Genomic DNA, 26234 nt, shown 5'->3' with positions numbered 1-26234 from the left:
CATCACGGCAAGGGTTTTGGGTGTTCGCCGGCCGGGTCAGCGCTCTCGATCACAAGGCACCCTGAGAAAGCCAGCGTGCACGCTCAGCAGGAGCCGACCCAGAGCCGAGCGGCCGGCAGTGTGACAGTGAAAAGAGTCAGGCAAGACAAGGCCATTCGACGCTGGAAGCCCGGGAGCGGAGCAGCGGGCCGAAGACAGGCCGTTTTGCCACGGATCAACACGGGTGGACACGGATTGAAAAGCAAAAGCATTCAGCCGGGGATGAACGGTGATGGACGGGGATTGGACCCTGGCAGCACGTAGCCTGGGCTCCACCCAGGGGCGACTCGCGAGGCGATGGATGGTTGGAGCCACCGATGGATACGGAGGCGGGTCGACAGGCAAAAGCAATTAGCCACTGATGAACGGTGATTCACGGTGATTGGGCCTTGGCAGCACGCCGCCTGGGCTCCATCCAGGGTCACCGTCGCCGCGCCCTTTGAAAGCGCGGCGGCGGTGACCCTGGGTGACTTCCGGCCCCGCCGGAAGCCGCCGAAGGGGGGCCCAGGCGGGGGCCTGCCCTGCTTTATCACCGTCATTACTGAAATCGGTGGCGAAAAAGCCTTTTCAGTCACCCCACAATTACCGTTCGGGGGTCGATTCAGGCCCGTTCGCCCGGTTGTGACGAGAGTCCGCCCAGCCTAATGGCAGCATGAGCACGGAATTTCCACCATCCAGCAATTCCTCACCACAATCCAAATAAAGACACTGCTTGCCGTCTGGGCGTGCGGTTTGCGAAATACTGAGTTAGGCATTTCACATTTCAGGAGTCGAACTTGAGCGAGCTAAAATCTGATCGCAAACAAGTTTTTGTAGCTTACTCCTATAGGCTCTATCCCAAGGACGATTACAGGAAATTGTTTAAGGAATTGGAAAAGCAATACGAGGTGACATTCATTTTTGCCGACGAAAAAATCACCAATATGCACATCATGAAGAAAATCGAAACCTACATCCGTGGTTCGGATTTTTCATTCTTTGACATTTCTGGATGGAACCCGAATGTTACGCTAGAACTCGGCTTTGCAATGGCTGTCAGTGAGCAATGGTACATCGCCATTGATCCTTCTAAAACAGAAGTTTCAGAGGTTCCTAGTGACCTTCGTGGCCTAGATAGAATTCAGTATTCATCGTACTCAGAGCTACAAGCGAAATTGGCTGTCCTAATCGAACAGCGCTATCCAAAGCGTAAACCATCCACAATTGATGACTTTCTCACTGAACGCAAAGCATCCATTTTGGAATTGCTACGACGATCTCCAGGCCTAACGATGACGACAATCGCTCAGGTGTTGAGTACCGACGTCAAAATCCTTCAAATGGTTGTCCAACCCATGCTTGATCATGATCTCCAATCACAGGGCGTCAGAAAGGGTATGAGATATTACATTAAGGGTACTGCCCCAACTCAACCAAATTCCTCAAACATCTAACTCTCCGCTCAGACCTCGGTGTAAGCGGAGACGGTTGGCTTCATTCGTTAGGCGTCTTCAACATCCTATTTTTTCACTCACCAAAACACTCCAGGAGGGCACCATGGCATCAAAAAAACGCGTTTTTATCAGCTTTGATTTCGATAATGATGAGGACGCGAAGATCATGCTCGCGGGTCAAGCGAAGCTTCCGGATAGCCCATTTGATTTCACAGATGCTTCCGTCAAAGATCATCTCAAAGGCGACTGGAAAGATAAGGTCAAACACAGAATGGATAATGTAGACATCGTTGCAGTGCTTTGCGGCGAGAAAACCCATACTGCAAGTGGCGTTTCCGCAGAACTTGAAATCGCAAAAGAGAAAGGAAAGGAATACTTCTTACTGGCAGCGTACTCAGACAAGACTTGCACTAAACCTAAGTCCGCTTCTTCGGACGACAAGCTATACAAATGGACCTGGGATAATCTCAAGGAGCTCATCGGCGGTAGCAGATAGTGAGGCACCATGCGAAAAGCATTGATTGTCGGGATCAATTATTATCAACGTATTAGCGGTCTCTATGGCTGCGTGGATGATGCTCATGCAGTCAAGGCAGTTCTCGACAGAAACAGCGACGGAACCGTGAACTTTGGATCAAAATTGCTCACGGGAACGGGTCCAACAGACATGGTCACTCGGACTGCACTCCGAGAAAGCATCAAAGAATTGTTCGCTGGTGATTGTGAAACAGCACTCTTCTATTTTGCTGGTCATGGTCATGTTGAGAGTACAGGCGGTTATATCATTGCTAGCGATGTGGCGGAAGGTAGCGAAGGAATACCGCTAAATGAAGTCCTTGCCTTTGCGAACCAGTCTGCCGCACGCAACCGCATTATTGTTCTCGATAGTTGTCACTCCGGCATTGCAGCGACTTCGTTAACTGCAAACGGGTTTGCTGAGATTAAGGAAGGAACAACTATTCTTACAGCGTCGACCGCCGAGCAATATGCAACGGAGGAGAATGGCGCTGGTGTCTTCACAACCTTATTCGTCGATGCACTGGGTGGCGCCGCTGGAAATCTTGTAGGTGAAGTTACGCCAGGTAGCATATATGCCCACATTGACCAATCCCTTGGACCCTGGGATCAGCGCCCTGTGTTTAAGACAAACGTCAAAAGTTTCGTCTCCCTTAGAAGGGTTCAACCTCCGATCTCGCTGGCAGAATTGCAGTGCATTACGGAATTCTTTCCTAAGCCAGGCCTAGACTTCCTACTTGATCCAACCTTCGAACCGGAACGTCAAGGGACAGATCCTTTGATTCCTGCTCCGAACCCGATTAACACAGCTCGTTTTGCGATCTTGCAGAAATATAACCGCGTGGGCCTAGTTGTGCCGGTGGATGCTCCACATATGTGGCACGCTGCTATTGGAAGTAAGGCTTGTCGGTTGACAGTGCTCGGCGAGCATTATCGGCGCCTCGTGGAACGTGGGCGAATCTAGCCATCAATGCGTCTGGGGTATTGCAGCAAGATGCCTTACCCTCCGTTCAACTTGGACTTCACCGGTTTGGAGGCGGTTTTTATATCGTCGTTCGGATTCCTCGGCTTCGCTCAGCACCCCAGTGCAGGCGGCGCCGATTAACTTCATTACGTTAATCACCTCCCTTTCTCCGTTACCAAGGCCCCCATGAAACGCTTCCTGATTCCCTCCGCCATCCTGCTCTCGCTTTTCGCCTGCACGCCCAAGCCGCCGATCTATGTGGTGACGACGGCTTCGGCGGACAGCCTTCGGCCGCTGCGGGACGCGGCTTTCCGGACCGGCCCGGTCGCCAAGATCGACTTGCATGACTTCAAGCGGGCTTTCGTCAAGAAATACGGCAGCGAGGCGGCCTTCATCGAGGGGTTCCAGAAGGATCTGGCGCAGTCGCTGTCCGAAGGCGTGGCTACCGGGGCGGGCTCGACCTACGCCCTGGAGCTGCCCCGGCTGGATGTGGACAGCGTGACCATCGGCTACTGGACCTCCATGGGCGGCGGGCCCCACATGCCGCCGCAGCAGGTCTACCACAGCACCGAATACTGCGTGATCACCCTCGACTACCGCGTGAAGGACGCCTCGGGCCGCGAGCTCCTCGGCGGCACGGTCCGGGAGAAGACAGCCAAGGGCGAGTTCCTCCACCCCAACCAGAGCAAGCTGGCCAACGCGGTTCAGGGCGTCCGGGCCCACCTGGTGGACTACCTGCGGGGCCGCCTGGCCCCAGAGAACATCAGCGCTCCCGAGGCCCCCAAGGCCGCCCCGGCACCCGCTCCTCCCGCCAAGTAGGCGCCAAGCAGACGTCCCCCTCCCACGGCCACGCGCCTCAGTCCCCGGGCCACGGCTGCGGTGGCCAGGCGGCTTCCCAGGCGTGCCTTCAGCGCTGGATGCCCCCTTGGCTGTCTTCCAGCAGGCGCTTCCCTTCGGTGGCGAAGGCCCACCACGGCAGGGCTTCGCCGCACCGGAGGAAGTGCTGCGCCGAGAGCAGCGTGTAGAGCACGCAGGGATCGTGGCGGGGGCCCATGGCGCCCGCCAGCTCCTGGAACACGGCCAGCGGCTCGCGCCCGGCAAGCTGGTCGGGCACGAGGATGCCGATCCGGCGGAGGTCGGCCGCGATGGACTTGCCGATGCTCGGCAAGTCTTCCAGTCGGGTGGGTTGGTCGCGTCTAGGCCGTGGCATCGTACCTGCGCCCCATGTGGCTCAACTCCCAGTAAAGCAAGTCGATGTTCCCAGGATCCGCGCCCACCCGGCGGATGCCAGCGGCGATCTGGGCGCGGGTGTGGGTGCCGTGGTTCGCGACGTGGAGCAGCAGTTTCCAGAGCGGGGCGGCATCGGAATGGCCATCGAGGTTCGTCCAGGCGCACGATTCCGCCAGTGCCGCGTCGGTCAACGTGTCGACGAAGGCATGGGCCTGCCGATCGATGGCGGCCCAGTGGACCCGCGCCTCGGCCACCGTGGCGATGGCTCCCCCGGGAAGGGTCAGGCCGTAGGCCTCCTCCAGGCTCTTGGAACCGTCGAGCCAGGAGAACCACCCCCACTGGCAGGACAGCAGGTGGGCCAGGGTGTCCCGGAGCGACCCGTTCCCGCTGCACTCGGGGCCGTTGTATTCCTCTTCGCTGAGCCCTTCGAGGGCGTCGAGCACCCGGGCGGTGGCCCAGGTGTCGTAGGCGTAGCTGGTCTTGATCACATCGAGCATGGATGACTCCCCATCAACCGGTGGCGGCGAGACTCCCGGTCACCCCACGAAGGTGTTTCGCGGATCGGGCCAAAAGGGTTAGCGACGCGGTGGCTCCGGTCACGCCTTGACGTAACCCATCGCCTCGACAATGAGCCCCTCCCTGACCCGCATCAGGTTGAGGCCGCGGATGGATTGGGCGGCGTCGCCACCCCACCGGTACCGCCACCGGATGACGACGCGCTCGCCAGCGACCAGCACCTCCTCCCGCTCGAACCAGGTGCCGGCGGCGCTCGCCAAGCCCTGCCAGATCTCCAGGCACGCGGCCTTCCCGATGGCCCGGGCACCGCCCGGGGCGGGTTTGATGGTCTCGATGACGCAGTCGTCCGCCACGAGCGCCTCCATGGCCTGGGGGTCGTGGTCGTCGAAGGCCTGGTGGAACCTGCGGATGGTCTCTTTCGTGGCCTGCGAAACGCGGTCGGCGGGTCCCAGGATCTCGATGTGGGCTGGGGCGAGGGATTCGTGGTGCATGGGCGACTCCTTGTCGAGGTGAGGGCAGGGCCGGCCCTGCCAGGTGGGGACACGGGGTGCGGGGCCGTGGCGCCCGTCAGACTGCGGGCGCGGACAGGCCCATCGCCTCCCAGCCTTCCCGGGTGGGGCCGTAGAACTCGGGGACGAGGATGCCGGCCTGGCGCATGAGCACCGTCATCTGGCCCCGGTGGTGGACCTGGTGGACCAGCACGGCAAGGAGGATCTGGCCCCGTCGCCAGTGCAGGTGCCCGAAGACGACCTCCACCTTCTCGAGGTCGGCGTCCTCCCAGGACGCCAGGGCCTGCAGCAGGGATTCGGCCGAGCGGGTGTAGGCCTCCACGATCGCGGCCATGTGCTGGGGCGGCGGCGCCACGACCTCACCCTGCTCATCGCGGGCCGGCCCGCCGATGCAGAGCCCGACCTGGGCGGCGAGGGTTCCGATGCCGCCCACCAGATGCCACGCCAGGCGGCGCAGATCCCGGTACCCGGGCGCCACGGACTGCTCCAGGGCCTGATCGGGGATGGCCCTCAGGACCTTCAGGGTGTCCTCGACCTCCTCCTTCCACGTGGTTCTGAAGTCTTCCAGGCGGTTGAACATGACGGCCTCCTCAGGGTGAACGAGGAGTCTGCGCCCCCCCTCCTGACAACCTGGTGGCAGGAGGCTTCGCGAGCACCTCCTGGTTCAGCCCACCTCCAGCACGGGGAGCAGCCCGTCCTGCAGGGTCGTCCTCCCGCTGATGGAGACGACCTCGCCCACGCGGAAGGGGCGCTGGCGACGGCGGAGGACGTCTGGGAAGGCGACGGCTTCGCAGAGGCCGGTGTCGTCCTCGAAGGTGACGAACTGCATGCGCTCGCCCTTTTCCGTGCCCACCTCCTTGTCCGCCACGACCAGGGCCCAGAAGCGCAGGCGGCGGCCCGGTTTCTCCCCGGCCAGGACCTTGGCCACATCGGCGGCACGATCGGGGCCGCCGCCCTTCCGCACGCGGGCGAGGGCGGCGGGGTGGACCTCCAGGGTGAGGTCCATGGTCTGCAGCTCCAGGTCTGCGCGGTCGAAGGCGTCCGTGGGGCGCGGGCGCACGCCGGGGGGCACGCCGCCCAGCCGCGCCCACATGAGGCGCGTGCGGTCGCCATCGGGCGCCCAGCGGTCGAATGCCCCGGCGGCGCAAAGGGCCTCGGCGGTGGTGACGGAGGGCTTCACCCGGCCCAGCAGGTCGTCCAGGTCCGCGAAGGGGCCCTGCTGCTCCCGGTTCTCCAGCAGCCGGTGCACCTCGGGTGCCAGGGCGCCCTGCACCTGCATGAGGCCCACGCGCAGGGCCTGGTCGCCCTCGGCGGTGAAGGGCCAGGCGGAGGCGTTGGCATCGGGGCCGCGCACCACCAGCCGGTGGCGGCGGGCGTCGCCCAGGTAGGCGCTGGGGGGGTAGTAGCCGCCTTTGTTGGTGACCACCGATGCAAAGAACACGGCCGGATGGTGGGCCTTGATCCAGGCGCTCTCGAAGCTCACCTGGGCGTAGCTGGCGGAGTGCGGCTTGCAGAAGGAGTAGCCCTGGAAGGTGCGGATCATGTCCCAGGCCTCGTCCACCGTTGAAGGGCGCACGGTGCGGGCCGCGCAGCCGTTGCGGAACCGAGCCTCGAAGTAGGGCAGCTTGTCCTCGCAATCGGGCTTGCCCAGGAGCTTGCGGAGCTGGTCGGCCTCGTAGTGGCTCCAGCCCGCCAGCGCCACGCAGACCTTGATGACGTCCTCCTGGTAGACCAGCACGCCGTAGCTCTCGGACAGCAGCTCGTTGAACACGGGATCGCTGGGCTCCCAGACCTCCTCGCCGCGGCTGCGCTTCACGTAGCGGTCCACCCACCGGTAGGCGGCGGGGCGGATGAGGCTGGAGTGGATCACCAGCGTCTCGAAGTCGCCCTTCCGCACCCGCTGCTGGAGCTGACGCGTGGCGGGGCTCTCGACATAGAACACGCCGATGCTGTCGCCCCGGGCCAGCAGGGCCTGGGTGTCGGGGTCGTTGCGGGAGTGGTCGCCGGGATCGGAGGGCTTACGGTCGCCCAGAACCTCGTAGGCGTCGCGGATGACGGCGAGGCTGCGGTTGCCCAGCAGGTCGATCTTCACCAGGCCGTAGTTCTCCACGCCATCCTTGTCCCAGGTGGTGGTGGACACCTTGTCCTTGGCGGGCGCGGGTTGGAAGGCGGCGTGCTCCCAGAAGCCCTTGGGCGTGACGACGGTGCCGCCGGGATGCACGGAGAACTGGTGGAAGTGGCCCTTCAGCGCCAGAGCCTGGCGCAGGATCGTGTCCCAGGCGGGGTTCTCGGCGGCGCGGACGAGGCCCCCTTCCCAGCCGCGGACGTAGCGGGCCAGCTGCTTCAGCTCGCTGTCGGGCCGCCCGTGGGCCTGGGCCACGGCCCGCAGGGCGCCCTTGGCCTTGAAGAAGGCGTGGTTGGCCACCATGGCCACGCGATCGCGGCCGTAGCGCTCGAACACCTTCTGGATGACGTCCTCCCGCTCGTCCCAGGCGAAGTCGATGTCCATGTCCGGCGGGTCCTTGCGCTCCTTCGTGAGGAAGCGCTCGAACATCAGGTTCGTGGCCACGGGATCCACGTTGCTGAGGCCCAGGGCGTAGCTCACCAGGGAGGCCGCGCCGCTGCCCCGGCCGCAGATACGCGGCGTGGCGCCCTGCGCGGCCTGCACGATGTCCTCCACCAGCAGGAAGTAGCGGGCGAATTCCATGCTGGAGATGAGGTCCAGTTCCCGCTCCATGCGGGCGAGGATGTCCCCACGAACCACCGGGAAGCGTCGTTCCACACCCGCGCGCACCTTCTCCCGCAGGAGGGCATCGAGATCCCGGCCTTCCTGGCCCAGGGGCTCGGCCAACACCCACTTGCCCCAGTGGATGTTCCAGCCCGAGATCCGTTCCAACACGGCCGCCGTGGCCCGTTCCACGGCGGGCTCGCCGAAGGGGAAGCGGGCCTCCCAGTCGGCGCGGGGAACAGCCGCCTCGGCGGGATCCCACAGGGCCTCCGTGCGGATGAGCGTCGTCTGATGGTCGATGGCCCGCTTGAGGCGGTGCATCTCCAGGCCCTCGGCCGTGCGGAAGCGCAGCACCTGGGGCGCCACCACCTCCAGGCCCGCCGCCAGGGCCTTCCGCGCCTCCTGCGCCCGGCGGGGGTGGGCCAGCAGGGCGCCGTAGAGCCCTTCCCGCAGCAGGGCATCCAGACCGGCAAGGTCGTCGGCCAGCAGCACGCAGTCCTGCGGTGGCTCGGGGGCACCCAGGCCCGGGATGTCGGGCCCCGGTGCCGCGTCATGGGCCTGGGCCGAGAGCAGGCGGTTCAGGGCGGCGTAGCCCGCGTCCGTGAAGGGCAGCGCGCCGTACCCGTGGCCCCGCCAGGTGAAGCGGCTGCCCAGGTGCAGGCGGAAGCCCGTCCAGCGCGGGTCCGGCGGCAGGCCCTCCAGCCGCCGGGCCTCGTGGATCCATTCCAGCTCCGCCCGCAACTTCGGGTAGCCCGCCACCCCCCGATCCCAGCAGACCAGGTCGCGGTAGCCCAGCTGCCGCGCCAGCGACAGCAGCTGCTTCGCCGGGTAGACCCCTTCGCCAATAGAGAAATCGGAGATGCCGAGGGCGAACATGGGGGGCCTCAGGCGCCCGGGGCCATCCACCCCGGCAGGACAGCCCGGTCGGGGAAGCGGCGGCGGAGGCGGGCGAGGGCGGGTTCGAGGCGCTCGAGCTTGGCGTTCCGGGGATCCTCGAAGAGGGCACGCTCGCGGCCCAGGCCCCAGGCCAGGCGCAGCTCCACCTCGCGCACGAGGAGGCGGCGGGTGGCGCCCGCCAGGAAGGCCTGCTGGAGGCGGCGGGCCAGGACCAGGGGCGGCACGGTGAGGTCCTCGGGAGAGGCCCGCCAGGTGTGGGGTTCGCCGTCCACATCCCACCAGTGCAGGGTCAGCGTGCGGGGGTGGCGGGGGTCGGACCAGAGCCAGTCCAGGCAGCGGGTGGCCAGGGCCACCTCCTCGGGCAGGCGGGGGGGCTGGAGGCGCCAGCCGTGGCGGGCGTGGCCGGGGCGCTCGGTGAGCAGGGGCAGCCGGGGCCGGTCCTCGCCGCGCACCCGGGCCCGCAGATCCGGCGCCAGCTTGGGGTTCGTCAGTTCCACCAGCACGGACAGGGGCACGGGCTGGAGGTCCCCGAAGGCCCGCAGGCCCAGGCGGTGGAAGCGATCCTGGAGGCGTGGGGCCAGGTCCGGCAGGCGGCGCAGGGGCTGGGGGGCGAGGAAGGCCGCCTCGGCGCCCTCCGCCACCAGTTCCAGATGGTGCTCGGCGTGGGCGGCGAGCTGGGCGGCGGTGGCGCTCAGGGACAGGCCCCCGTGGCTGTCCCAGCCGTTGCGGGCCGCCAGTTCCCGGCGCATGCGCTCGGCGGTGTCCGCCGGGGGCCCGAAGAGCCGCTGGGTGCCCTGGAGCTCCACCAGGGCCTCGCCCAGGCGCCCCAGCTGGCCCTGGGGCGTCCAGTGCTGGAGGAAGTCACTCAGGTCGGCCTGGGCCTCCCACCAGACCTGGGGCGAGGGATCCAGCACCCGCAGGCCCGGCGCGGCCCCGATGGCCCGGTCCATGGGCATGCCCGCGGCCAGTCCCTCCGCCCGGCCCAGGCGGTTCACGAACCAGAGGGTAGGCGAACGGGGGGTGTCAGGGCTCAGGAAGGCCAGGGGCCGGTCCCGAAGCCCGCCGTCCCGCCCACAAGCCAGCTGGAACGGCAGTTCGGGAACCCACATCGCCAGCACCGGATCCTCCTGGGGGATCCAAGTATGGCGAATTTTTAGCGAAAATCAACCAGCCAGAAAAACCTGAACCGCGAAAAGCACGAATCGCCCTTCGGGCGCGCGAAAGCCGTTGCTTCAGAGGGGTGGCCCAGCCCCTTTTCGCGCATTTTCGTGTTTTTCGCGGTTCCAGTCCCTACATCTGGAACCGGTGCGTGCACTCCACCCAGCTTTCGCTGCCATCCCTGTAGCGCTCGCGCTTCCAGATGGGCACGCGCTGCTTGATCTCGTCCATGATCCAGGCGGCGGCCTGGAAGCTCTCGGCGCGGTGGGCGCTGCTGGTGGCGACGATGACGGCGGCCTCGGTGAGGGGCACCACGCCGATGCGATGGTGGATGGCGCAGCGGGTGAGGCCGTAGCGCTCGATGGCCTTCTCCCTCAGGAGGCCCAGTTCCTTCTCCGCCATGGGGACATAGGCCTCGTAGGCCAGCTCCAGCACGGGGCGGCCTTCGTGGTGGTCCCGGGCCCGGCCTTCGAAGAGGACGAGGGCCCCGGCATGGGGGTCCTCCATGACACTTCGTAAAGCCATCGCCTCCAGAGGCGCTTCCTGAACCGATATCCAGGGAATCATGCGTGTCTCCGCTTCGATCCCAACCATACACTGAACCGTTTCCAGGGGTTTGCCATGTCCAGTCTGCACGTTGATCCGAATGCCGTTTTCGACACCCTCGGCCGCCACATGCTGGTGGACGGGTTCCATCTGGTGATGGACCTGGAGAAATCCCATGGCTCCTGGATCGTGGATGCCCGGGACGGCCGCAAGTACCTCGATTTCTACACCTTCTTCGCCACGACGCCGCTGGGCCACAACCACCCGCGCCTGCGGGAACCGGAATTCGTGCAGCGCCTGGGCGAGATCGCCGTCAACAAGCCCGCCAACTCGGACATCTACACCACGGCCTTCGCGGAGTGGGTGGAGGCCTTCGGCACCCACGCGGCGCCGGACTACCTGCCCCACCTCTTCTGGATCGACGGTGGCGCCCTGGCGGTGGAGAACGCCCTGAAGGCGGCCTTCGACTGGAAGGTGCGCAAGAACCTGGCGGCGGGCAAGGGCGAGAAGGGCTCGCAAGTCATCCACTTCCGCGAGGCCTTCCACGGCCGCAGCGGCTACACCCTGAGCCTCACCAACACGGCGGATCCCCGCAAGCACCAGTACTTCCCCAAGTTCCCCTGGCCCCGGGTGCCGAACCCCAAGCTGACGTTCCCCATGGACCTGGCCAAGATCGAGGCGGCCGAGGCTGAATCCATCGCCGCCATCGAGGCCGTCGTGGCCAAGGATCCGGATGACATCGCCTGCCTCATCGTCGAGCCCATCCAGGGCGAGGGCGGCGACAACCACTTCCGGGGCGAATTCCTGAAGAAGCTTCGCGTCCTGGCGGATCGTCATGATTTCCTGCTGATCTTCGACGAAGTGCAAACGGGTTTCGGCGCCACGGGCAAGTGGTGGGCCCACCAGTGGTTCGACGTGCAGCCCGACATCATCGCCTTCGGCAAGAAGGCCCAGACCTGCGGCATCGCCGCGGGCCGGCGCCTGGATGAGGTGGAGGGCGTCTTCAAGGTGCCCAGCCGCATCAACAGCACCTGGGGCGGCAACCTGGTGGACATGGTGCGCGGCACGCGCATCATCGACGTCATCCGCGAGGAGAACCTGCTGGACCACGGCGTGAAGCAGGGCGAGCGCCTGCTCAAGGGCCTCCAGGAGATCCACCGCGATTTCCCAGAGTTCACCGCGAACCCCCGCGGCCGCGGGCTCTTCTGCGCCCTGGACATCGCCACGCCGGAGTTGCGCAATGCCGTGGTGGCCAAGGGCCACGAGCTGGGCATGATGGTCCTCTCCACCGGCGAGAAGGGGCTGCGCTTCCGCCCCGCCATGAACCTCACGACGCCGGATCTGGACCTGGGCGTGGAGCTGCTCCGCAAGGCTGTGGCACAGGTGGCCGCCACATCCCCTACCCTGGTGGGATGAAGATCGAGCTCTACTGCGATGGCGCGTGTCTAGGTAACCCCGGTCCGGGCGGCTGGGGGTACCTGCTCCGTGTCCACCTGACCGGCGGCATCCAGGAGAAGGAAGGCTCGGGCTCCGAGGTGGATACCACCAACAACCGCATGGAGCTGACGGCCGCCATCCGCGGGCTGGAGGCGCTCACCAAGCCCTGCCAGGTGCTGCTTCAGAGCGACAGCCAGTACGTGGTGAAGGGCATCACGACCTGGCTGAAGGACTGGAAGCGGCGCGGCTGGAAGAAGGCCGATGGCAAGCCCGTGCTCAACGCGGATCTCTGGCAGGCGCTGGACGCCCAGCTTGCCCGGCACCACGTGGAGGCCCGCTGGGTGAAGGGCCACGCCGGGCACGCGGAGAACGAGCGGGTGGACCGCCTGGCCAACGCGGCGGCGCAATCCTTAACGTAGAAGGACCGCTTGTAGGCGGTCCTTCGGCGGTGGAGTAGCGGCTTCGCGGGGCGGGTTTCCCGACCCGCGAAGCGGGGGTCCGGGGGACATCGCGAGCAACGCGAGCAGGCGGTCCCCCCGGAGCAATCAGCGGCGCTTGGGGAACTTGTAGATGATCTCGGGCGTCCAGCCACGCACGGGCCTGCCGTTGCGGATGGCAGGGCTGAAGGTGGACTTGTTGGCCGCTTCGATGGCCGCTTCGTCGAAACCGAAGGCCCCGGACACCCCTTCGATCACGGACACCTTCAGGGGCTGGCCCTGCTCACCCACGAACACTTTCAGGCGCACGAAGTGGTCCAGGTTCGCCTCCCACCGCATCTGGACGGCGCGGAGGGGGAAGACTGGCACGATCTGGTTCATGACCCGGGCCGGCTGGTCATTGGCTGTCGAGGCCGCCAGCTGGGCTGCGGGAGCCTGAGGCGTGGGCACGGACTGGGGCGTGGGCACCGCGGCCTGGCGCAGGGCGTCCTGCATGGGCTGGGGCTTGGGCGCCTCCGGTACCGGTGGCGCTGCGGCCACCTTGGTCTCGGTGGCCCGCTTCTGTTCGGCCAGCTTCTGCTCGGCCTGCCGCTGGTCGGCCAGCCGCTGTTCAGCGGCCTTCTGCTGCCGCTCAAGGTCCTGCTTGCGCTGCTGGTTCTCCTCGAGCTGCTTCTGGATCTTCGCCTTCTCCTCAGCGGACTTGGTCTCGCCGAGCTGCTTCTGGAGCTGGGCGGTCTTGTCAGCCTCGGCCCGGGCCTTGGCGTCGAGGTCGGCCTTCTGCTGCTCCATCTCGGCCTTGATCCGCTGGAACTCCACCAGCTGCGCCTGGATCGCCGGGTCCACCTTGGGACGGCCGAAGAACATATAGCCCAGGCCCAGGATCACCACCGCGGCGAGGCCGCCGCCGATGAGGACGGTCTTGTTCTTCTGGTTGGCCTGTTCATCGGCGTGGCCGTCGATGTGTTCCACGCGCGTGGCGCCGCTGCGCAGGCTTTCGCCGGCGGCGGTGTAAGCGAGGAAGTTGTCGCCCTGCTCCGCCTTCATGGCCACGGCATCCCGGTCGTTCTCCTCCCGGAAAAGCGTGTGCATGAAGAAGGCCATGTTGAAGGTGGTGGGGCTGTACTCGCCGTCGTAGAGGACGCGCTCGAGTTCGGTGCTGAAGGCTTCGACCGTGGGGAAGGGCTGGCGGCCCAACAGCAGGCGGCCGAGGAAGGCGCGGATCTCCGCGGGCAGGGACGCCTCTTCCTGGGCGGCCTTGAGGGTGGCCTGGTCCAGGGTGGCCTGGAGGTCGCCGCCGACGGGCAGCTTCTCGAACGTGAGGAGCTCATAGAGCACCGCGCCCAGGGCGAAGAGATCCTGCTGGAGGGCGTCGTTCTCGGGGCCCTGGAGGTAGGGGGCGAGCTTACGCTTCGCCATGGGGGCCTTGGCCAGCATGCTCTTGGCGAGGGCGGCGAAAGGCGCGTCCACGACCTGCGTGGCCCCCTCGAAGCTCACCCACACGCTGTAGGGGCTCAGCACCCCGTGGCTGACGCCCTTGGCCTGCATCTGCACGATGGCCTGGGCCACCCCCTGGATGACGGTCAGCGCGTGATCCACGCCGAAGGGGATCTGCTCCTGCTTCGCCTTCTCGATGAGCTGGGCGAGGCTGCGGCCAGGCACGTAGTCCCAGGCCACGTGAGGGGCCTTGCTGGTTTCCAGCCGGTAGCCGAGGCCGTAGATGCGGGCGCCGCCGAGCAGGGGCACCACACGGCCGGCCTCGGCCAGGCGCGTGTTCATACCTGCCTGGAACAGCTCCTCCGAGAAGGTCCGCACCAGCATGTGGCGATCGAAGTTGCTGCCGGCGATGACCACGGCCCGATGGACCGAACCGAAAGGATCAGTGGCCAGTTCGGAGGCCAGGAGGTAGGACCCGAGGCGGGTGTAAGTGCCCATGACTTCTCCAGAGGGATGGTTGGAACGATAGCCCGAAAGTCGCGATTCGCCTAGCCCAAGCGGGTAACAGGGATCGAGCGCGATCCCTCCCCGTGCCCCTCAAGGCTGGGAAGGTATTTCCCACTGGTCGCCAGCCACCCGCCAAGCGAGGATCCAGAGGTTGGCGGTGGCGTGGACACCGTTGGAAAAAGCCAGCTGGAGCTGGGCGAAGGGAACGGACAGGTCGTCCCACGGACCGATGCGGCGACCGCCACTTTCATCGAAGTTCTCCCGGAGTCGGCGGTTCCGTTCCAGCTTGGTGGCCAGGAGGCGGCGGAGGGCCGGTGCTGGATCCAGGCTGCCCGTGGCGGCCCAGTACGGTTCCTGGGTCACCAGCAGATGGGCCAGGTTCTGGTCCGCATAGGCCTCGAAGCTCTCCCGGAGCGGGCTCAGGCCTTCCGTGGCGGAGGGATCCGTCAGCAGCTGGGCCATGTGCGCCAGCACGCCCAGATCGCGGACGATGTCCTCGGGTCGGCGGTGTTCCTCGCTGAGACGAAGTACCGTGCGGAACTGGGCCTCCACCTGCTCCGCCGTGGGGGGCTGGTCATTGGCCACGCCGCGGGCGCCCTCCAGCAGTTCTTGGGGGTGGGCCCGCAGCAAGGCGGCCATTCCCCGGGGCAGCAGGCGGACGGCCTTGGCTGTCTGGGCCTCGTGGACCTTGGGCGACCAGGCCCCCAGCGGAAGACAGGCCAGTGCCAGGGCCAGGATGGCGCTGTTCGGGTTACGCATCGGGAGTCTCCGCAGCGGGGGCAGGTTCCGCCATGTCCACCTGGGGATCCAGGGAGATGCCCAGGGCCCGGAGGCGGTGCAGCAGGGTGGTGCGGCGCATGCCGAGACGCCGGGCCGATTCACTCTTGTTCCAACCCGTGGCCCGGAGTGCTTCGAGAACCAGGTGGCGTTCCAGGTCCTCCAGGAAACGGCCCAGGTCCTGGTTCTGGGGCAGCCGCGGGAAGGCCGGGGAAGGCAGCAGCCCGGCCACCGAGGCCGGGAGATCCTGGTGCAGCAGCCGGTCGGGATCGGAACCCAGGGCCATGGCCCGCTCCACGGCGTTCTCCAGCTCGCGCACGTTGCCGGGCCAGGCGTAGGCTTCCATGGCCTGGAGAGCGGCGGGCTCCACCTGCTTGAGGGGCAGGTTCAGCTCCCGGGCGAACTTGCGGAGGAAGTGGGCCACCAGCACCGGGATGTCCTGGGGGTGCTCGCGCAAGGGGTGGATCTGCACGGGGATCACATTCAGGCGGTAGAACAGGTCCTCCCGGAACCGCTTCTGCTCCACGAGGCTGCCCAGATCCTCGTTGGTGGCCGCCACGATCCGGAAGTCGGCCTTCAGGGTGCGGGAGGACCCCAGCGGAGTGAACTCCCGCTCCTGGATCACCCGCAGCAGCTTCACCTGCAGGCTGAGGGGCATGGTGCCGATCTCGTCCAGGAACAGGGTGCCGCCTTCCGCCTGCTGGAAGCGGCCTGGGCGGTCCGTGCGGGCGTCCGTGTAGGCGCCCCGCACGTGGCCGAACAGTTCGTCCTCCAGCAGCGTCTCCGGGATGGCGCCGCAGTGGATGGGCACGAAGGGGCCCTGGGACCGTGGGCTCCACTGGTGGATGGCGCGGGCCGCCAGTTCCTTCCCGGTGCCCGAAGGCCCCATGATCAGCACCGTGGAGGGCGAGGGCGCCACCCGCCTGAGCAGGGCCTGGAGTTTCTGCCAGGTATCGGAACAGCCCACCATCTGGGGGCCTGACGCCTGTCCCTGGATCTGCTCCCGCAACCGCTTGTTCTCCTGGTTCAGCTGCGATTTCTCGATGGCCCGCAGCAGCGTGTGCTCCAGTTCCTCCGTGCGGAAGGGCTTGGGCACGTAGTCATAGATGCCCATGCGCATGGCCTGGAGCGCCGTCTCCACCGAGGTGGATCCCGACAGGACCACCACCACCGTATCGGGCTTGGCCACGGCTTCCCGGGCCAACTCAAGGCCATTCAGATCCGGGAGCATGAGGTCCACCACCGCCAGATCGAAGAATTCGTTCCTCAGGAACTGGGCGCCCCGGCGGCCGGAACCGGTACCCACCACTTCATGCCCATGCCGGGACAACAGGGTGCCCACCACCTCGAGGATGGTGGGATCGTCGTCCACCAACAGGGCCCGGGCCGGATTCATATCTGTCAGAGTCCCGGGCTCGAGGCACCCTGTCAAGGTTTGGACAGTCGGGATAGACTTCCCCCCATGCTCTCCAGATCCAGTTTGTGGCAGCGCTTGTCCGGGGCCTCGCTCTGGCCCCTGGCCTGGGCCCTGGCCGCGGCCTGCGCCGTGCCCTGGCTAGTCCCGGAACGCTGGGACGGAACCGTGCCGGCCCGATGGGTGGTGCTCGGCCTCCTGGCCTGGCTCCTCTCCCTTCCGCTGTTCAGGATCCGCCGGTGGGCCGTGGTGCCCCTGGCCCTGGGATTGGCGGGCTTCACCTTCCTGGGGCTCGCGCGGAAGGCCCGCTGGGGGACCGCCCTGCCCGCCGGCTTCCTGGCGCTGGAGGGCAGGATCGACGCCCCCTGGACGGTCCAGGGCGAGCGGCTGGGAAGCCGCCTGGAGGTAGCCGCCCCCGAACCGTTGAAGGGCCTATCCTTGCCCCTCACGCTACCCGCCGGTAGCGACCAGACACCACCCCCGCCCGGCACCCCCGTGCGCCTGCGCGCCGAGCTGCGCACCATCCAGCCCGCGCCTGTCTTCCTGGCGGAACGCCCGCTGTGGCGAGCCCGCAGCGATGCGGCTCCGCGCCGCATCCACCTGGCCTCGGCCCAGCTGATGGAACCGCTGGGGCCGCCCAAACCCTCGTGGCTACTGCGCCTGCAAGTCTTCGCCCGGCGCCGGTTCGAGGCCCTGCCCCTCGGCCCCACGGCGAAGGACCTGTGGGGCGCGCTGGCCCTGGGCATCCCGCCTGCGGACGAGGCCCATTTCAGCGTGTTCGCCGAAAGCGGCACGATCCACATCCTGGTGGTGTCCGGCCTGCAGGTGACGCTGGTGATGGCCGCGGTGGAGGCCCTGCTGCGCCGCCTGCGCCTGCGAGGATCCGCGGCGGGCTCCATGGTCGCGGGACTGCTCTACTCAGCCCTGGTGGGCTTCTCCGCACCCGTGTGGCGGGGCCTCTTCATGGGCATCGCCTGGGCCGTGGGACGGTCCAGCGGCTGGAAGCTGCCCCCGGTGGCGGGCCTGCACCTGGCCCTGCTGCTGTGGTTGCTGGGCCACCCAGCGGCGGGGGTGGAGCCGGGTTTCCTGCTGGCCTGGTGGGCCCTGCTGGGCCTGCTGTGGGGGGCGGAACCCCTGGCCGGCCTGCTGTCGCCCCTGCTGGGCCGCCTCGCCCTGCCTTTCACCCGGCTGGCGGCGCCCTGGCTGTCCACGCTGCCGCTGCTGGCCCTGCTGCATGGAGGAGCGCCCTGGTGGGGGATCCTCGCCAACCTGCTGGTACTGCCCCTGGTGGCCTTCCTCACGCCCCTCTGCCTGGCGCTGATCCTGCTCCCCCTGCCCGGCCTCACCCAGGGCGCGGCGACCGTTCTGACCTGGATGGGTGATCGTCTGGTACCGGCCCTCACGGGCATCGCGCCCCTGGCCACGGGTCTTCTCTGGCCCTGGCTCCTGCTCGCCCTGGGCTGGCTGGCCCTGGCCCACCTCCAGGGGCGCCTGCAGCGTACCCGGGCGTTGGCCGTGGGGCTGGTGGCGGCCTCCATCGGTCTCCTGGCCTTCCGCGGCACCGGGCGGGCGGCGGATACCCTGTCGCTGGAAGCCGTGGATGTGGGCCAGGGCGATGCCCTGCTACTGCGGGTGCCCGGTGGGGAGGCCACCCTCATCGACACCGGGCCCGGCCCCTGGACCGGGCGACGGCTTGCGCGGGTCCTCAGCCGCCGGGGGGTGCGGGAGCCGGTGCACCTGGTGCTCACCCATGCCCACGGCGACCACGCGGGCGGCTGGGCCACCCTGGCGCGCATCTGGCCCCTGGCCTCCACTTCGGTGCCGGTCACCGCCGATGAGGAGGATCCCTGGGCGCCCTTCCGTCCTGCCTCTGGAGCGGACCCCGCGGGCCTGCTGCGGGGCGATGCCTGGACCCGAGGCGAGGCGGCCTTCAGCGTACGTTGGCCCGCCCGGGCCTATGCCCTGCCCGACGCCAACATGGTGTCGGCCGTTCTCCGCGTCACCTGGCGGGACCGCGAGCTTTGGCTCATGGGCGATGCCCTCGCCATCCAGGAGCGGGACCTGATGGACCTGGGGGATCCAGGCGGCCAATCCCGCCCTCGACCCCATCGCCTGCTGAAAGTGGGGCACCACGGCAGCCGCAATGCCTCGGACCCGGCCTGGGTGGCAGTGCTGGAACCTGAAGTGGCCATCATCCCCGCAGGTCTGCGCAACCGCTTCGAGCACCCGCATCCGGAGACCCTGGCGACGCTGCGGCAAGCGGGGAGCTCCTGGTGGATCACGGGCCCCTGCACCGGCGTGCGCCTGTCAGCCGTTCCAGCGGGCTGGCGCGTGGAGACCGGCGATGGCGCCGTGGTGGTCACACCTCTTCGAAGAAGCCCGACGCCCTGAGCGCTTCCACCAGCCGACGGCTGCCCTCCGCGTGCTGGGTCTTCCACTGGACCTGGGCCTCGGGCCCCACATCGTTCACCACCACCAGTGCCCCGCCGCAGGGCACGCCCGCCGCGTGGCAGGCTGCGAAGACACCGGTGAGTTCGAGATGTTCCGCGGGGGCCACGCCGGCCAGGATGGCTGCGCCTTCCTGGGTGGAAGTGATGGCGGGTGGGACGGCCACGGAATGGTTCGGCAGCGGCCCGGCGAGCGTCGAGGCCCACCGGATGCGTTCGAGACCGGGCCGGTAGGCGCCCCCGCGTCGCTCCTCCAGGGAGGTCGCGACGGCCTCGGAAGCCCACAGGCACTCGAACAGGGCCAGCCGCTCGTCGTAGCGCCCGCAGGTGCCGAGAAAGAGCACGGCCTTGGGTCGCCGCTCCGCCAGCAGGCGGGCGGTGGCGGCCGCCGCGGTCACGGCGCCGATGCCCACGGTGGCGGTCTCCCAGCCCGGGGGCGGGTCTTCCGCGAGGGGGCCCAGTTCCGGGGTGAAGGCGGATAGCAGGAGGCGCATGGTGAGAGTCTAGCCGTCCACGAGGTGATCCAGGACCCAGGCCGCGACGGGGATGGCCAGGCCATTGCCGAGCAGCCGGTAGCGCGCTTCCAGAGGCAGGCCCTCCGGGAATTGGAAGTCTCCGGGAAGCCCGAGCAGGCGCCCCACTTCGGAGGGCGAGAACCGGCGCACGCCCTTGCCGGTCTTCAGAAACGAGCCGCTGCCCACGAACCGCTGGCCGTAGCCGCCGATGAAGCAGGTGCTGCGGCGATCCTCCGGCACGACGAAGTCCATGCCGTAGTGGTGCCGGGCGAGGAGCTCGGGCCGCAGGTAGAGGCGCTCATCCTCCTCCGGATCCAGGAACGCCGACAGGGGAAGGGTTGGACGATCGGGCAAGGAACGCGGCACCAGCGGTTTCCGGGACGCCACGATGAACACCCGGGGTCGTTGGTTCGGCACGCCGAAACGGCTTGGGCAGGCCTCCAGATCGAGCTGATGCATCCCGTGGGCCTTGAGCCGATCCGAGAGCAGGGTGTGGGCATCAGAGCCCAGGAAGCCGCGCACATTCTCCAGCACCAGGCGGTCGGGGGGCGCTTCGCGGAAGACGTCCATGAGGTGGCGGAAGGCCCGGGAGCGACGATCCTCGAGGCCCTGGTGGTTCCCCATGCGGCAGAAGGGCTGGCACGGCGGGCTCAGGACCCAGGTGTCGGCGCCCTGCGCCGCCAATTCTGCTGGCGGCACCGTGGCCAATTCGCGCGCCTTCGGCGGGTCGCCGTGATTCAGGGTGTAGGTGGCATTGGCGGTCTCGCTCACATCGTAAGCGGCCATGACGCTGCCCCGGTCTCCCAGGGCGTAGCGCCAGCCCCCCAGACCCGAGAACAGCTCGAGAACCCGCATCACCCGCAGCCGCAGCTTCCGCAACCGCCACAGGAAGCGGCCTGGAGGGTGGTGACCTTGGCCAATGTACGGCCTTCAAGAAACAGGCGCAGAGCCATGGCAAGTCCAGTGGCTGCGTCAGCCCAGGGGAACCAGCGGCCCAGGAGCCAACCTACGAGGACCAGGACCGCGAGTTCCAGCAGGGTGCGGGTACGTGCGGCATCGAGTTCCAGGCTTGGATGGACCCCAGCCCAATCCCGCTTCGCGAGCCAGAGAGGGGTTATAAGCCCAGCGGCCAGGATCGCCACGCCCAGGGCGGAGAAGCCGGCCTGGGGGGACCGGTCGCCCATAAGTGCAGCCACGGAAGTCAGGACCACGCCCAGAGCCAGAAGGCGCAGGAGGTGGCTGATGGTCCGCAGAGTGAGACGTTCACGGTTCAGGCCACGGTTCCCAAAACCCTCCCGAATACGCTGCCAGACACCCAGAGAAGGGATTACCAACAGAAGGCAGGCGGCGCCGAAACCCCAGAGGACAGTGGCGCTTTCCGCGAGCCCAAGCCACAGCGCGGCTCCGCCCACAAGGAGGAGGACTCCGGCTGCCAGGAGGGCCAAGCGGGAAGCCCGAGAACCATCCACGGTCATCGCGTCAGCTTCCGGTACTTGATGCGGTGGGGATCGAAGGGCTTCAGGCCCAGCACATCCTTGCGGTACTGCTCGTACTCGGTGTAGTTCCCGTCGAAGAACTGCACCTGGGAATCGCCTTCGAAGGCCAGGATGTGCGTGGCCAGGCGGTCCAGGAACCAGCGGTCATGGCTGACCAGCACGGCGCTGCCGGCGAAGGACTCGATGGCCTCTTCCAGCGCGCGCATGGTGTTCACATCAAGGTCGTTGGTGGGTTCGTCGAAGAACAGCAGGTTGGCTTCGCTCTTGAGCGTGAGGGCCAGATTGAGGCGGTTCTGCTGGCCGCCGCTCAGCTCGGAGACCTTCTTCTGCTGCGAGTCGCCGGAGAACCCGAAGCGGCTCAGCCAGGCGCGGGCGTTTATGAGCTTGCCCCCCAGCTCGATCTGCTCGTAGCCGCCGGAGACGGCCTCGAACACGCTCTTGTCGGGGTTGAGCCCCGAGCGCAGCTGGTCCACGTAGGCCATGCGGACGGTATCCCCGAGGCGGATGGTGCCCGCATCCGGTTGCTCCTGGCCCGTGAGCAGCCGCAGCAGCGTGGACTTGCCGGCGCCGTTGGGGCCGATGACGCCGAGGATGCCGGCGCGGGGAATGGCGAAGCTCAGATTCTCGAAGAGCACCCGGTCGCCGTAGGCCTTGGAGACGCCGTTCAGCTCGGCCACCAGATCACCCAGACGGGGGCCGCTGGGAATGTAGATCTCCAGCTCCTGCTCCTTCTGGCGGCCCTCCTCGCCTGCCAGCCGCTCGTAGTTGGCGATGCGATCCTTGCTCTTGGCATGCTGGCCCTTGGGCGACATGCGGATCCACTCCAGCTCCCGCTCCAGGGTCTTCTGCCGCTTCTGGTCGGACTTCTCCTCGCGGGCCAGGCGGCCCTGCTTCTGCTCCAGCCAGCTGGAGTAGTTACCCTTCCAGGGGATGCCTTCGCCGCGGTCCAGCTCGAGGATCCACTCGGCCACGTGATCCAGGAAGTAGCGGTCATGGGTGACCGCGATGACCGTGCCCTTGTAGTCCTGCAGGTGCTTTTCCAGCCAGGCCACGGTCTCGGCGTCCAGGTGGTTGGTGGGCTCGTCGAGCAGCAGGATGTCCGGCTCCTGGAGCAGCAGACGGCACAGCGCCACGCGGCGACGCTCGCCGCCGGACAGCACGCCAATCTTCGTGTCGGGCTCGGGGCAGCGGAGGGCGTCCATGGCCTGCTCCAGGCGCGAATCCAGGTCCCAGCAGTCGTGGGCGTCGATCTTCTCCTGCAGCGCGGCCTGCATGGCCAGCAGCACATCCATGTCGGCATCGGGATCCGCGAACTGGTCGCTGATGGCGTTGTAGTCCTTCAGCCAGCGCACCTTCTCGGCGGCGCCCTCCTCGACGATGTCGCGGACAGTCTTGTCGGGGTCCAGCTGGGGCTCCTGGTCCAGGATGCCCGTGGTGTAGCCCTTGCTCAGCACGGCCTCGCCGTTGAAGTCGTGGTCCACGCCCGCCATGATGCGCAAAACGGTGCTCTTGCCGGAGCCATTGAGACCCAGGACGCCAATCTTGGCACCATAGAAATAGCTTAGAGATATATCTTTGATAACAGGCTTGTTGTTATAGATCTTGCTGACCCGCATCATCGAATAGATGATCTCGGGCTGGTCTGAGGATGTCTTGGTGGTGGTCTTGGCCATGATTCGCCCGAAAAGGTCGATTCTACCGCGCTTAGCGCCTGCACCCAGGCACGGCTTTCCCCTTGGGCGAGCGTCCCGGCCCGGACGACCCGAGTTTTCTTCGGGGGAATGGGTCTTGCACGAAGGAGTGAGCGCTTGTAATTTAAAGGCACCTAATTCAATATTCGGGCAAATTAAAGCCCGTTTGTCTGCACGACCTGGAGACTCCCATGAACCAAGTGGTGGCGCGATTCCTGGACGGAACGACCCTGAAGGGCCAGACCAACGACTTTCTTCCGGCAAAGAATCTCTTCCACATCTCCACGAACGGAAGCCTGGATGCCAAGCCGGTGGAAGTGAAGGTCCCGGATCTCAAGGCCGTGTATTTCGTCCGGAGTCTGAACGGCGACCCGGATCACATGAAGACCAACGAATTCCCCCCTCAGGCCCCGGTGCCGGGACGGAAGGTCAAGGTCACCTTCAAGGATGGGGAGGTGCTGGTGGGCACCACGCAGGGGTACCAGCCGGGCCGTCCGGGCTTCTTCCTGCTCCCGGCCGACCCGCGCTCCAACAATGAGCGGTGCTACATCGTGACGTCCGCCACGCAGGCGGTGGCGTTCGTCTAGGCGAGCCGTCAGTCCAGGGCCGCCTGGGCCGCCGCCAGGGTGGCGATGGGCACGCGGTAGGGGCTGCAGCTCACGTAGTCCAACCCCACGTGGTGAAAGAAATTCACGCTGCGGGGATCGCCGCCGTGCTCGCCGCAGACGCCCAGCTTGATCCCGGGGCGCACTGAGCGGCCTTTTTCGCAGGAGATGCGCACCAACTCGCCGATGCCTTCCTGATCCAGGCTCTGGAAAGGATCGTCGTCCAGGATCTTCTTCCCGACGTATTCCGGCAGAAAGGTGCCCGCGTCGTCCCGGCTGAAACCGAAGCCCATCTGGGTGAGGTCGTTGGTGCCGAAGCTGAAGAACTCGGCCTCCGCCGCGATCTTGTCGGAGGTGAGGGCGGCCCGGGGGATCTCGATCATGGTGCCGATGGGGCAGGTGAACTGGGCGCCCCGCTCCTGGTTCACCTGGGCGATCTCGTCGAGCATCTCGGTCTTGGTGTAGGTCAGCTCGCGCACGGTGCCGATGAGCGGCACCATGATCTCGGGGAAGGCCTTGATGCCCTTGGCGGCCACGTTCAGCGCAGCCTCGGTGATGGCGCGGACCTGCATGCGGATGATCTCGGGGTAGGTGATCCCCAGGCGGCAGCCGCGGTGGCCCATCATGGGGTTGAACTCGTGGAGCTGCGTCACGCGGCGCTCCACGGTGCCGAGGTCCACGCCCAGCACTTCGGCCATTTCCCGCTGCCCGGGCTCATCCTGGGGCAGGAACTCGTGCAGCGGCGGATCCAGCAGGCGGATGTTCACCGGCAGGCCATCCATGGCCGTGAAGAGGCCTTCGAAGTCCTCGCGCTGTATGGGCAGCAGCTTGGCCAGGGCCTTCTTGCGGCCCTCGGTGTCCGAGGCGAGGATCATCTCGCGCACGGCGAGGATGCGGTCCCCCTCGAAGAACATGTGCTCCGTACGGCAGAGACCGATGCCCTGGGCGCCGAAGGCCCGGGCCACGGCCGCGTCATGAGGCGTATCGGCGTTGGTGCGCACCTTCATGCGCTTGGCTTCGTGGCTCCAGCGCATGATCTTGGCGAAGCGCTGGTACAGCTCACTGTCTTCGGCCTTCAGGCGGCCATCCACCAGCACCTGGTTCACCTCGGAAGGGTGGGCGCTGAGCTTCCCGGCGAACACTTCGCCGGTGGAGCCGTCCATGGAGATCCAGTCCTGGCCGGCCTTCAATACATGCTCACCGACCTTCACCACGCCGCGGGCGATGTCGATCTGCACGGCCGAGGCACCGCAGACACAGGGTTTGCCCATGCCCCGGGCCACCACCGCCGCGTGGCTGGTCATGCCACCGCGCGCCGTGAGGATGCCCTGGGAGGCCACCATGCCCGAGATGTCCTCCGGGCTGGTCTCCACCCGCACCAGCACCACAGGGCCCTCCTGGGCCATCTGTTCCGCCTGTTCAGCGGTGAGGGCGATGCGGCCGGTGGCCGCGCCGGGGCCGGCATTGAGCCCCTTGGTCAGCAACTGGCCTTCCTTGCGCAGGCGGTCCTTCTCTTTCGGATCGAAGACGGGCGCCAGCAACTGGGAGAGACTGTCGGCGTCGATGCGCTTCAGGGCCGTGTGGCTGTCGATGAGGCCCTCGTCCACCAGATCGATGGCGATGCGGATGCCGGCCATGGCCGTGCGCTTGCCGTTGCGGGTCTGCAGCAGGTATAGCTTCCCGCGCTCGATGGTGAACTCGATGTCCTGCATGTCCTTGAAGTGGGTCTCGAGGCGCTTGCAGGTGGCGTCCAGTTCTGCGAAGGAAGCGGGCATGGCCTCTTCCAGGCTCTTCAGGCCCGTGCCTTCAGCCTGCGAGCTGGTGATGGGCTGGGGCGTGCGGGTGCCCGCCACCACATCCTCGCCCTGGGCGTTGATGAGGTACTCGCCATAGAACAGCTTCTCGCCCGTGGCGGGATCGCGGGTGAAGGCCACGCCGGTACCGCAGTCGTCGCCCATGTTGCCGAAGACCATGCTCTGCACGTTCACGCCCGTGCCCCAGTCATCGGGGATGCGGTGCAGGCGCCGATAGGTGATGGCGCGGGCCGTGTTCCAGCTTTCGAAGACGGCCCGGATGGCGCCCCACAGCTGGTCCATGGGGTCTTGCGGGAAGGCCTGGCCAATCTCCTCCTGCACGATGTCCTTGAAGGCGGCGACGAGGGCCTTCCAGTCTTCGGCAAGCAGATCCGTATCCTGGTGCTTGCCCAGGCGCTCCTTGGTGCGCTCCAGCTCTGCTTCGAAGAGGGCGTGCTCCACGCCGAGCACCACATTGCTGTACATGGTGATGAAGCGGCGGTAGGAGTCCCAGGCGAACCGCGGATTGCCGCTGGCCTTCTCCAGGGCCAGGACGGTACGGTCGTTGAGTCCAAGATTCAGAACTGTGTCCATCATGCCGGGCATGGACACGCGGGCGCCCGAACGCACGGAGAGGAGCAGTGGATTCTCGGTGGAGCCGAAGCCGCAGCCGCGCACCCCTTCGAGCCACTTCAGGGCTTCGAGCACCTCGGCCTTGAGCCCGTCGGCGAGCTGGCGGCCGTTGACGTAATAGGCGCTGCACTGTTCGGTGGTGAGCGTGAAGCCCGGGGGTACGGGGATGCCCAGCCCGGCCATTTCAGCCAGGTTGCAACCCTTACCTCCGAGAAGGTTGCGCATGGCGGCGCCGCCTTCGTTACGGTTTCCCCCGAAGGTGTAAACACCTTTGTTCATCAGATCCTCCACGCGGAACCTTCAGTGTATCCGGCGTGACAGATAATTGGCCCGCGGATGCGAGTTCGGTACGCAAGAACGGGCCACCTGTTTAGGGTGGCCCGTTGGGGATTTAACGTCGCAGCGACCTACTTTTCCACTCCTGTGAGGAGCAGTATCATCGGCCCTCCAAGTCTTAACTGCCGTGTTCGGGATGGGAACGGGTGTGACCCTTGGGGAAAAGCCACGACGAA

General features: G+C 66.6%; 23 protein-coding genes and 1 rRNA gene. 8 read left to right on the top strand and 16 right to left on the bottom strand.

Annotated elements, in window-relative coordinates; all coding sequences use genetic code 11:
* Positions 1–815 precede the first annotated feature (815 nt).
* The 4 genes from NOV65_RS00120 (at position 816) to NOV65_RS00105 (ending at position 3771) form a co-directional block, all read left to right on the top strand.
* Entirely contained in the window at positions 816–1472 is a 657-nt protein-coding gene (locus NOV65_RS00120) for a nucleotide-binding protein (protein WP_257303150.1), read from the top strand.
* Between the two features lie 103 nt (positions 1473–1575).
* Positions 1576–1968: a TIR domain-containing protein gene (locus tag NOV65_RS00115; RefSeq protein ID WP_257303148.1), complete on the top strand. Its 393-nt coding sequence runs from the start codon at positions 1576–1578 to the stop codon at positions 1966–1968.
* Positions 1969–1977: 9 nt separating this feature from the next.
* Positions 1978–2952 (top strand): caspase family protein, encoded by a 975-nt coding sequence (locus NOV65_RS00110; protein ID WP_257303146.1) that lies wholly within the window; start codon positions 1978–1980, stop codon positions 2950–2952.
* Positions 2953–3138: 186 nt separating this feature from the next.
* Positions 3139–3771: a hypothetical protein gene (locus tag NOV65_RS00105; RefSeq protein ID WP_257303144.1), complete on the top strand. Its 633-nt coding sequence runs from the start codon at positions 3139–3141 to the stop codon at positions 3769–3771.
* Between the two features lie 88 nt (positions 3772–3859).
* On the opposite strand, the gene NOV65_RS00100 is transcribed toward NOV65_RS00105, so the two are convergent.
* The 7 genes from NOV65_RS00100 to NOV65_RS00070 form a co-directional block, all read right to left on the bottom strand.
* A complete protein-coding gene (locus NOV65_RS00100; RefSeq protein WP_257303143.1) occupies positions 3860–4162 on the bottom strand; it encodes a helix-hairpin-helix domain-containing protein in 303 nt (100 codons plus the stop codon).
* On the bottom strand, positions 4149–4679 hold the full coding sequence (locus NOV65_RS00095) for a DinB family protein (RefSeq protein ID WP_257303142.1): 531 nt from the start codon (positions 4677–4679) through the stop codon (positions 4149–4151). The genes NOV65_RS00100 and NOV65_RS00095 overlap by 14 nt, the downstream gene beginning before the upstream one ends.
* 99 nt (positions 4680–4778) lie before the next feature.
* Positions 4779–5189, bottom strand: a complete 411-nt coding sequence (locus NOV65_RS00090; RefSeq protein WP_257303141.1) for a nuclear transport factor 2 family protein — start codon at positions 5187–5189, stop codon at positions 4779–4781.
* Positions 5190–5265: 76 nt separating this feature from the next.
* The gene (locus NOV65_RS00085) at positions 5266–5787 is read right to left on the bottom strand and encodes a DinB family protein (RefSeq protein ID WP_257303140.1); all 522 of its coding nucleotides are present in this window, start codon (positions 5785–5787) and stop codon (positions 5266–5268) included.
* Between the two features lie 84 nt (positions 5788–5871).
* Positions 5872–8811 carry a helix-hairpin-helix domain-containing protein gene (locus NOV65_RS00080; protein ID WP_257303139.1) on the bottom strand — a complete coding sequence of 980 codons (2940 nt, stop codon included), beginning with the start codon at positions 8809–8811 and terminating at the stop codon, positions 5872–5874.
* A gap of 8 nt (positions 8812–8819) precedes the next feature.
* A complete protein-coding gene (locus tag NOV65_RS15355; protein WP_306671895.1) occupies positions 8820–9941 on the bottom strand; it encodes a Y-family DNA polymerase in 1122 nt (373 codons plus the stop codon).
* Positions 9942–10122: 181 nt separating this feature from the next.
* Positions 10123–10557, bottom strand: coding sequence for a molybdenum cofactor biosynthesis protein MoaE (locus NOV65_RS00070; protein WP_257303138.1), 435 nt, complete (start codon positions 10555–10557; stop codon positions 10123–10125).
* 54 nt (positions 10558–10611) lie between these two features.
* Between NOV65_RS00070 and lat the strand changes: the two genes are divergently transcribed.
* Both lat and rnhA read left to right on the top strand, forming a co-directional pair.
* Positions 10612–11952, top strand: a complete 1341-nt coding sequence (gene lat, locus NOV65_RS00065; RefSeq protein WP_257303137.1) for an L-lysine 6-transaminase — start codon at positions 10612–10614, stop codon at positions 11950–11952.
* Positions 11949–12392: a ribonuclease HI gene (gene rnhA / locus NOV65_RS00060; protein ID WP_257303136.1), complete on the top strand. Its 444-nt coding sequence runs from the start codon at positions 11949–11951 to the stop codon at positions 12390–12392. The genes lat and rnhA overlap by 4 nt, the downstream gene beginning before the upstream one ends.
* A gap of 126 nt (positions 12393–12518) precedes the next feature.
* Here rnhA and NOV65_RS00055 read toward each other — a convergent pair whose 3' ends face one another.
* The 3 genes from NOV65_RS00055 to NOV65_RS00045 all read right to left on the bottom strand — a co-directional run bounded on the left by NOV65_RS00055 (position 12519) and on the right by NOV65_RS00045 (position 16524).
* Positions 12519–14342, bottom strand: coding sequence for an energy transducer TonB (locus NOV65_RS00055; protein ID WP_257303135.1), 1824 nt, complete (start codon positions 14340–14342; stop codon positions 12519–12521).
* 99 nt (positions 14343–14441) lie between these two features.
* Positions 14442–15110: a hypothetical protein gene (locus NOV65_RS00050; RefSeq protein ID WP_257303134.1), complete on the bottom strand. Its 669-nt coding sequence runs from the start codon at positions 15108–15110 to the stop codon at positions 14442–14444.
* Complete coding sequence (locus NOV65_RS00045; RefSeq protein WP_257303132.1) at positions 15103–16524, bottom strand: sigma-54-dependent transcriptional regulator; 1422 nt, start codon at positions 16522–16524, stop codon at positions 15103–15105. Before NOV65_RS00045 ends, NOV65_RS00050 begins: the two co-directional genes overlap by 8 nt.
* A 66-nt stretch (positions 16525–16590) precedes the next feature.
* Here NOV65_RS00045 and NOV65_RS00040 point away from each other — a divergent pair, with 66 nt between their 5' ends.
* Positions 16591–18933 carry a ComEC/Rec2 family competence protein gene (locus tag NOV65_RS00040; RefSeq protein ID WP_257303131.1) on the top strand — a complete coding sequence of 781 codons (2343 nt, stop codon included), beginning with the start codon at positions 16591–16593 and terminating at the stop codon, positions 18931–18933.
* On the opposite strand, the gene NOV65_RS00035 is transcribed toward NOV65_RS00040, so the two are convergent.
* Genes NOV65_RS00035 through ettA form a run of 4 tightly spaced genes read right to left on the bottom strand, consistent with a single transcriptional unit; the run spans position 18902 to position 22673 of the window.
* Complete coding sequence (locus NOV65_RS00035) at positions 18902–19483, bottom strand: phosphorylase family protein (RefSeq protein WP_257303129.1); 582 nt, start codon at positions 19481–19483, stop codon at positions 18902–18904. The two genes, NOV65_RS00040 and NOV65_RS00035, sit on opposite strands and share 32 nt — an antisense overlap.
* Positions 19484–19492: 9 nt before the next feature.
* Positions 19493–20359, bottom strand: coding sequence for a DNA cytosine methyltransferase (locus tag NOV65_RS00030; protein WP_257303127.1), 867 nt, complete (start codon positions 20357–20359; stop codon positions 19493–19495).
* On the bottom strand, positions 20359–20949 hold the full coding sequence (locus tag NOV65_RS00025) for a hypothetical protein (protein WP_257303125.1): 591 nt from the start codon (positions 20947–20949) through the stop codon (positions 20359–20361). Before NOV65_RS00025 ends, NOV65_RS00030 begins: the two co-directional genes overlap by 1 nt.
* Before the next feature lie 26 nt (positions 20950–20975).
* Positions 20976–22673: an energy-dependent translational throttle protein EttA gene (ettA, locus tag NOV65_RS00020; RefSeq protein WP_257303122.1), complete on the bottom strand. Its 1698-nt coding sequence runs from the start codon at positions 22671–22673 to the stop codon at positions 20976–20978.
* A gap of 209 nt (positions 22674–22882) precedes the next feature.
* On the opposite strand from ettA, the gene NOV65_RS00015 reads away from it, so the two are divergent.
* On the top strand, positions 22883–23278 hold the full coding sequence (locus tag NOV65_RS00015) for a DUF6982 domain-containing protein (protein ID WP_257303120.1): 396 nt from the start codon (positions 22883–22885) through the stop codon (positions 23276–23278).
* Between the two features lie 8 nt (positions 23279–23286).
* Here the strand turns inward: NOV65_RS00015 and ppdK are convergent, their stop codons facing one another.
* Both ppdK and rrf read right to left on the bottom strand, forming a co-directional pair.
* Entirely contained in the window at positions 23287–26001 is a 2715-nt protein-coding gene (ppdK, locus tag NOV65_RS00010) for a pyruvate, phosphate dikinase (protein WP_257303119.1), read from the bottom strand.
* 115 nt (positions 26002–26116) lie between these two features.
* A 5S ribosomal RNA gene (gene rrf, locus NOV65_RS00005) occupies positions 26117–26232 on the bottom strand.
* Between the last annotated feature and the right edge of the window lie 2 nt (positions 26233–26234).

Origin of the sequence: Geothrix campi, assembly GCF_024609265.1 — a bacterium.
In the GTDB taxonomy this organism is placed as follows: domain Bacteria; phylum Acidobacteriota; class Holophagae; order Holophagales; family Holophagaceae; genus Geothrix; species Geothrix campi.
This window is presented reverse-complemented; position numbering and strand designations above follow the sequence as displayed.

Coding starts and splice junctions, on each gene's coding strand:
- NOV65_RS00115 (WP_257303148.1), top strand. CDS start 1,576: ATGGCATCAAAAAAACGCGTTTTTATCAGCTTTGATTTCGATAATGAT.
- NOV65_RS00110 (WP_257303146.1), top strand. CDS start 1,978: ATGCGAAAAGCATTGATTGTCGGGATCAATTATTATCAACGTATTAGC.
- NOV65_RS00105 (WP_257303144.1), top strand. CDS start 3,139: ATGAAACGCTTCCTGATTCCCTCCGCCATCCTGCTCTCGCTTTTCGCC.
- NOV65_RS00100 (WP_257303143.1), bottom strand. CDS start 4,162: ATGCCACGGCCTAGACGCGACCAACCCACCCGACTGGAAGACTTGCCG.
- NOV65_RS00095 (WP_257303142.1), bottom strand. CDS start 4,679: ATGCTCGATGTGATCAAGACCAGCTACGCCTACGACACCTGGGCCACC.
- NOV65_RS00090 (WP_257303141.1), bottom strand. CDS start 5,189: ATGCACCACGAATCCCTCGCCCCAGCCCACATCGAGATCCTGGGACCC.
- NOV65_RS00085 (WP_257303140.1), bottom strand. CDS start 5,787: ATGTTCAACCGCCTGGAAGACTTCAGAACCACGTGGAAGGAGGAGGTC.
- NOV65_RS00080 (WP_257303139.1), bottom strand. CDS start 8,811: ATGTTCGCCCTCGGCATCTCCGATTTCTCTATTGGCGAAGGGGTCTAC.
- NOV65_RS15355 (WP_306671895.1), bottom strand. CDS start 9,941: ATGTGGGTTCCCGAACTGCCGTTCCAGCTGGCTTGTGGGCGGGACGGC.
- NOV65_RS00070 (WP_257303138.1), bottom strand. CDS start 10,557: ATGATTCCCTGGATATCGGTTCAGGAAGCGCCTCTGGAGGCGATGGCT.
- lat (WP_257303137.1), top strand. CDS start 10,612: ATGTCCAGTCTGCACGTTGATCCGAATGCCGTTTTCGACACCCTCGGC.
- rnhA (WP_257303136.1), top strand. CDS start 11,949: ATGAAGATCGAGCTCTACTGCGATGGCGCGTGTCTAGGTAACCCCGGT.
- NOV65_RS00055 (WP_257303135.1), bottom strand. CDS start 14,342: ATGGGCACTTACACCCGCCTCGGGTCCTACCTCCTGGCCTCCGAACTG.
- NOV65_RS00050 (WP_257303134.1), bottom strand. CDS start 15,110: ATGCGTAACCCGAACAGCGCCATCCTGGCCCTGGCACTGGCCTGTCTT.
- NOV65_RS00045 (WP_257303132.1), bottom strand. CDS start 16,524: ATGAATCCGGCCCGGGCCCTGTTGGTGGACGACGATCCCACCATCCTC.
- NOV65_RS00040 (WP_257303131.1), top strand. CDS start 16,591: ATGCTCTCCAGATCCAGTTTGTGGCAGCGCTTGTCCGGGGCCTCGCTC.
- NOV65_RS00035 (WP_257303129.1), bottom strand. CDS start 19,483: ATGCGCCTCCTGCTATCCGCCTTCACCCCGGAACTGGGCCCCCTCGCG.
- NOV65_RS00030 (WP_257303127.1), bottom strand. CDS start 20,359: ATGCGGGTTCTCGAGCTGTTCTCGGGTCTGGGGGGCTGGCGCTACGCC.
- ettA (WP_257303122.1), bottom strand. CDS start 22,673: ATGGCCAAGACCACCACCAAGACATCCTCAGACCAGCCCGAGATCATC.
- NOV65_RS00015 (WP_257303120.1), top strand. CDS start 22,883: ATGAACCAAGTGGTGGCGCGATTCCTGGACGGAACGACCCTGAAGGGC.
- ppdK (WP_257303119.1), bottom strand. CDS start 26,001: ATGAACAAAGGTGTTTACACCTTCGGGGGAAACCGTAACGAAGGCGGC.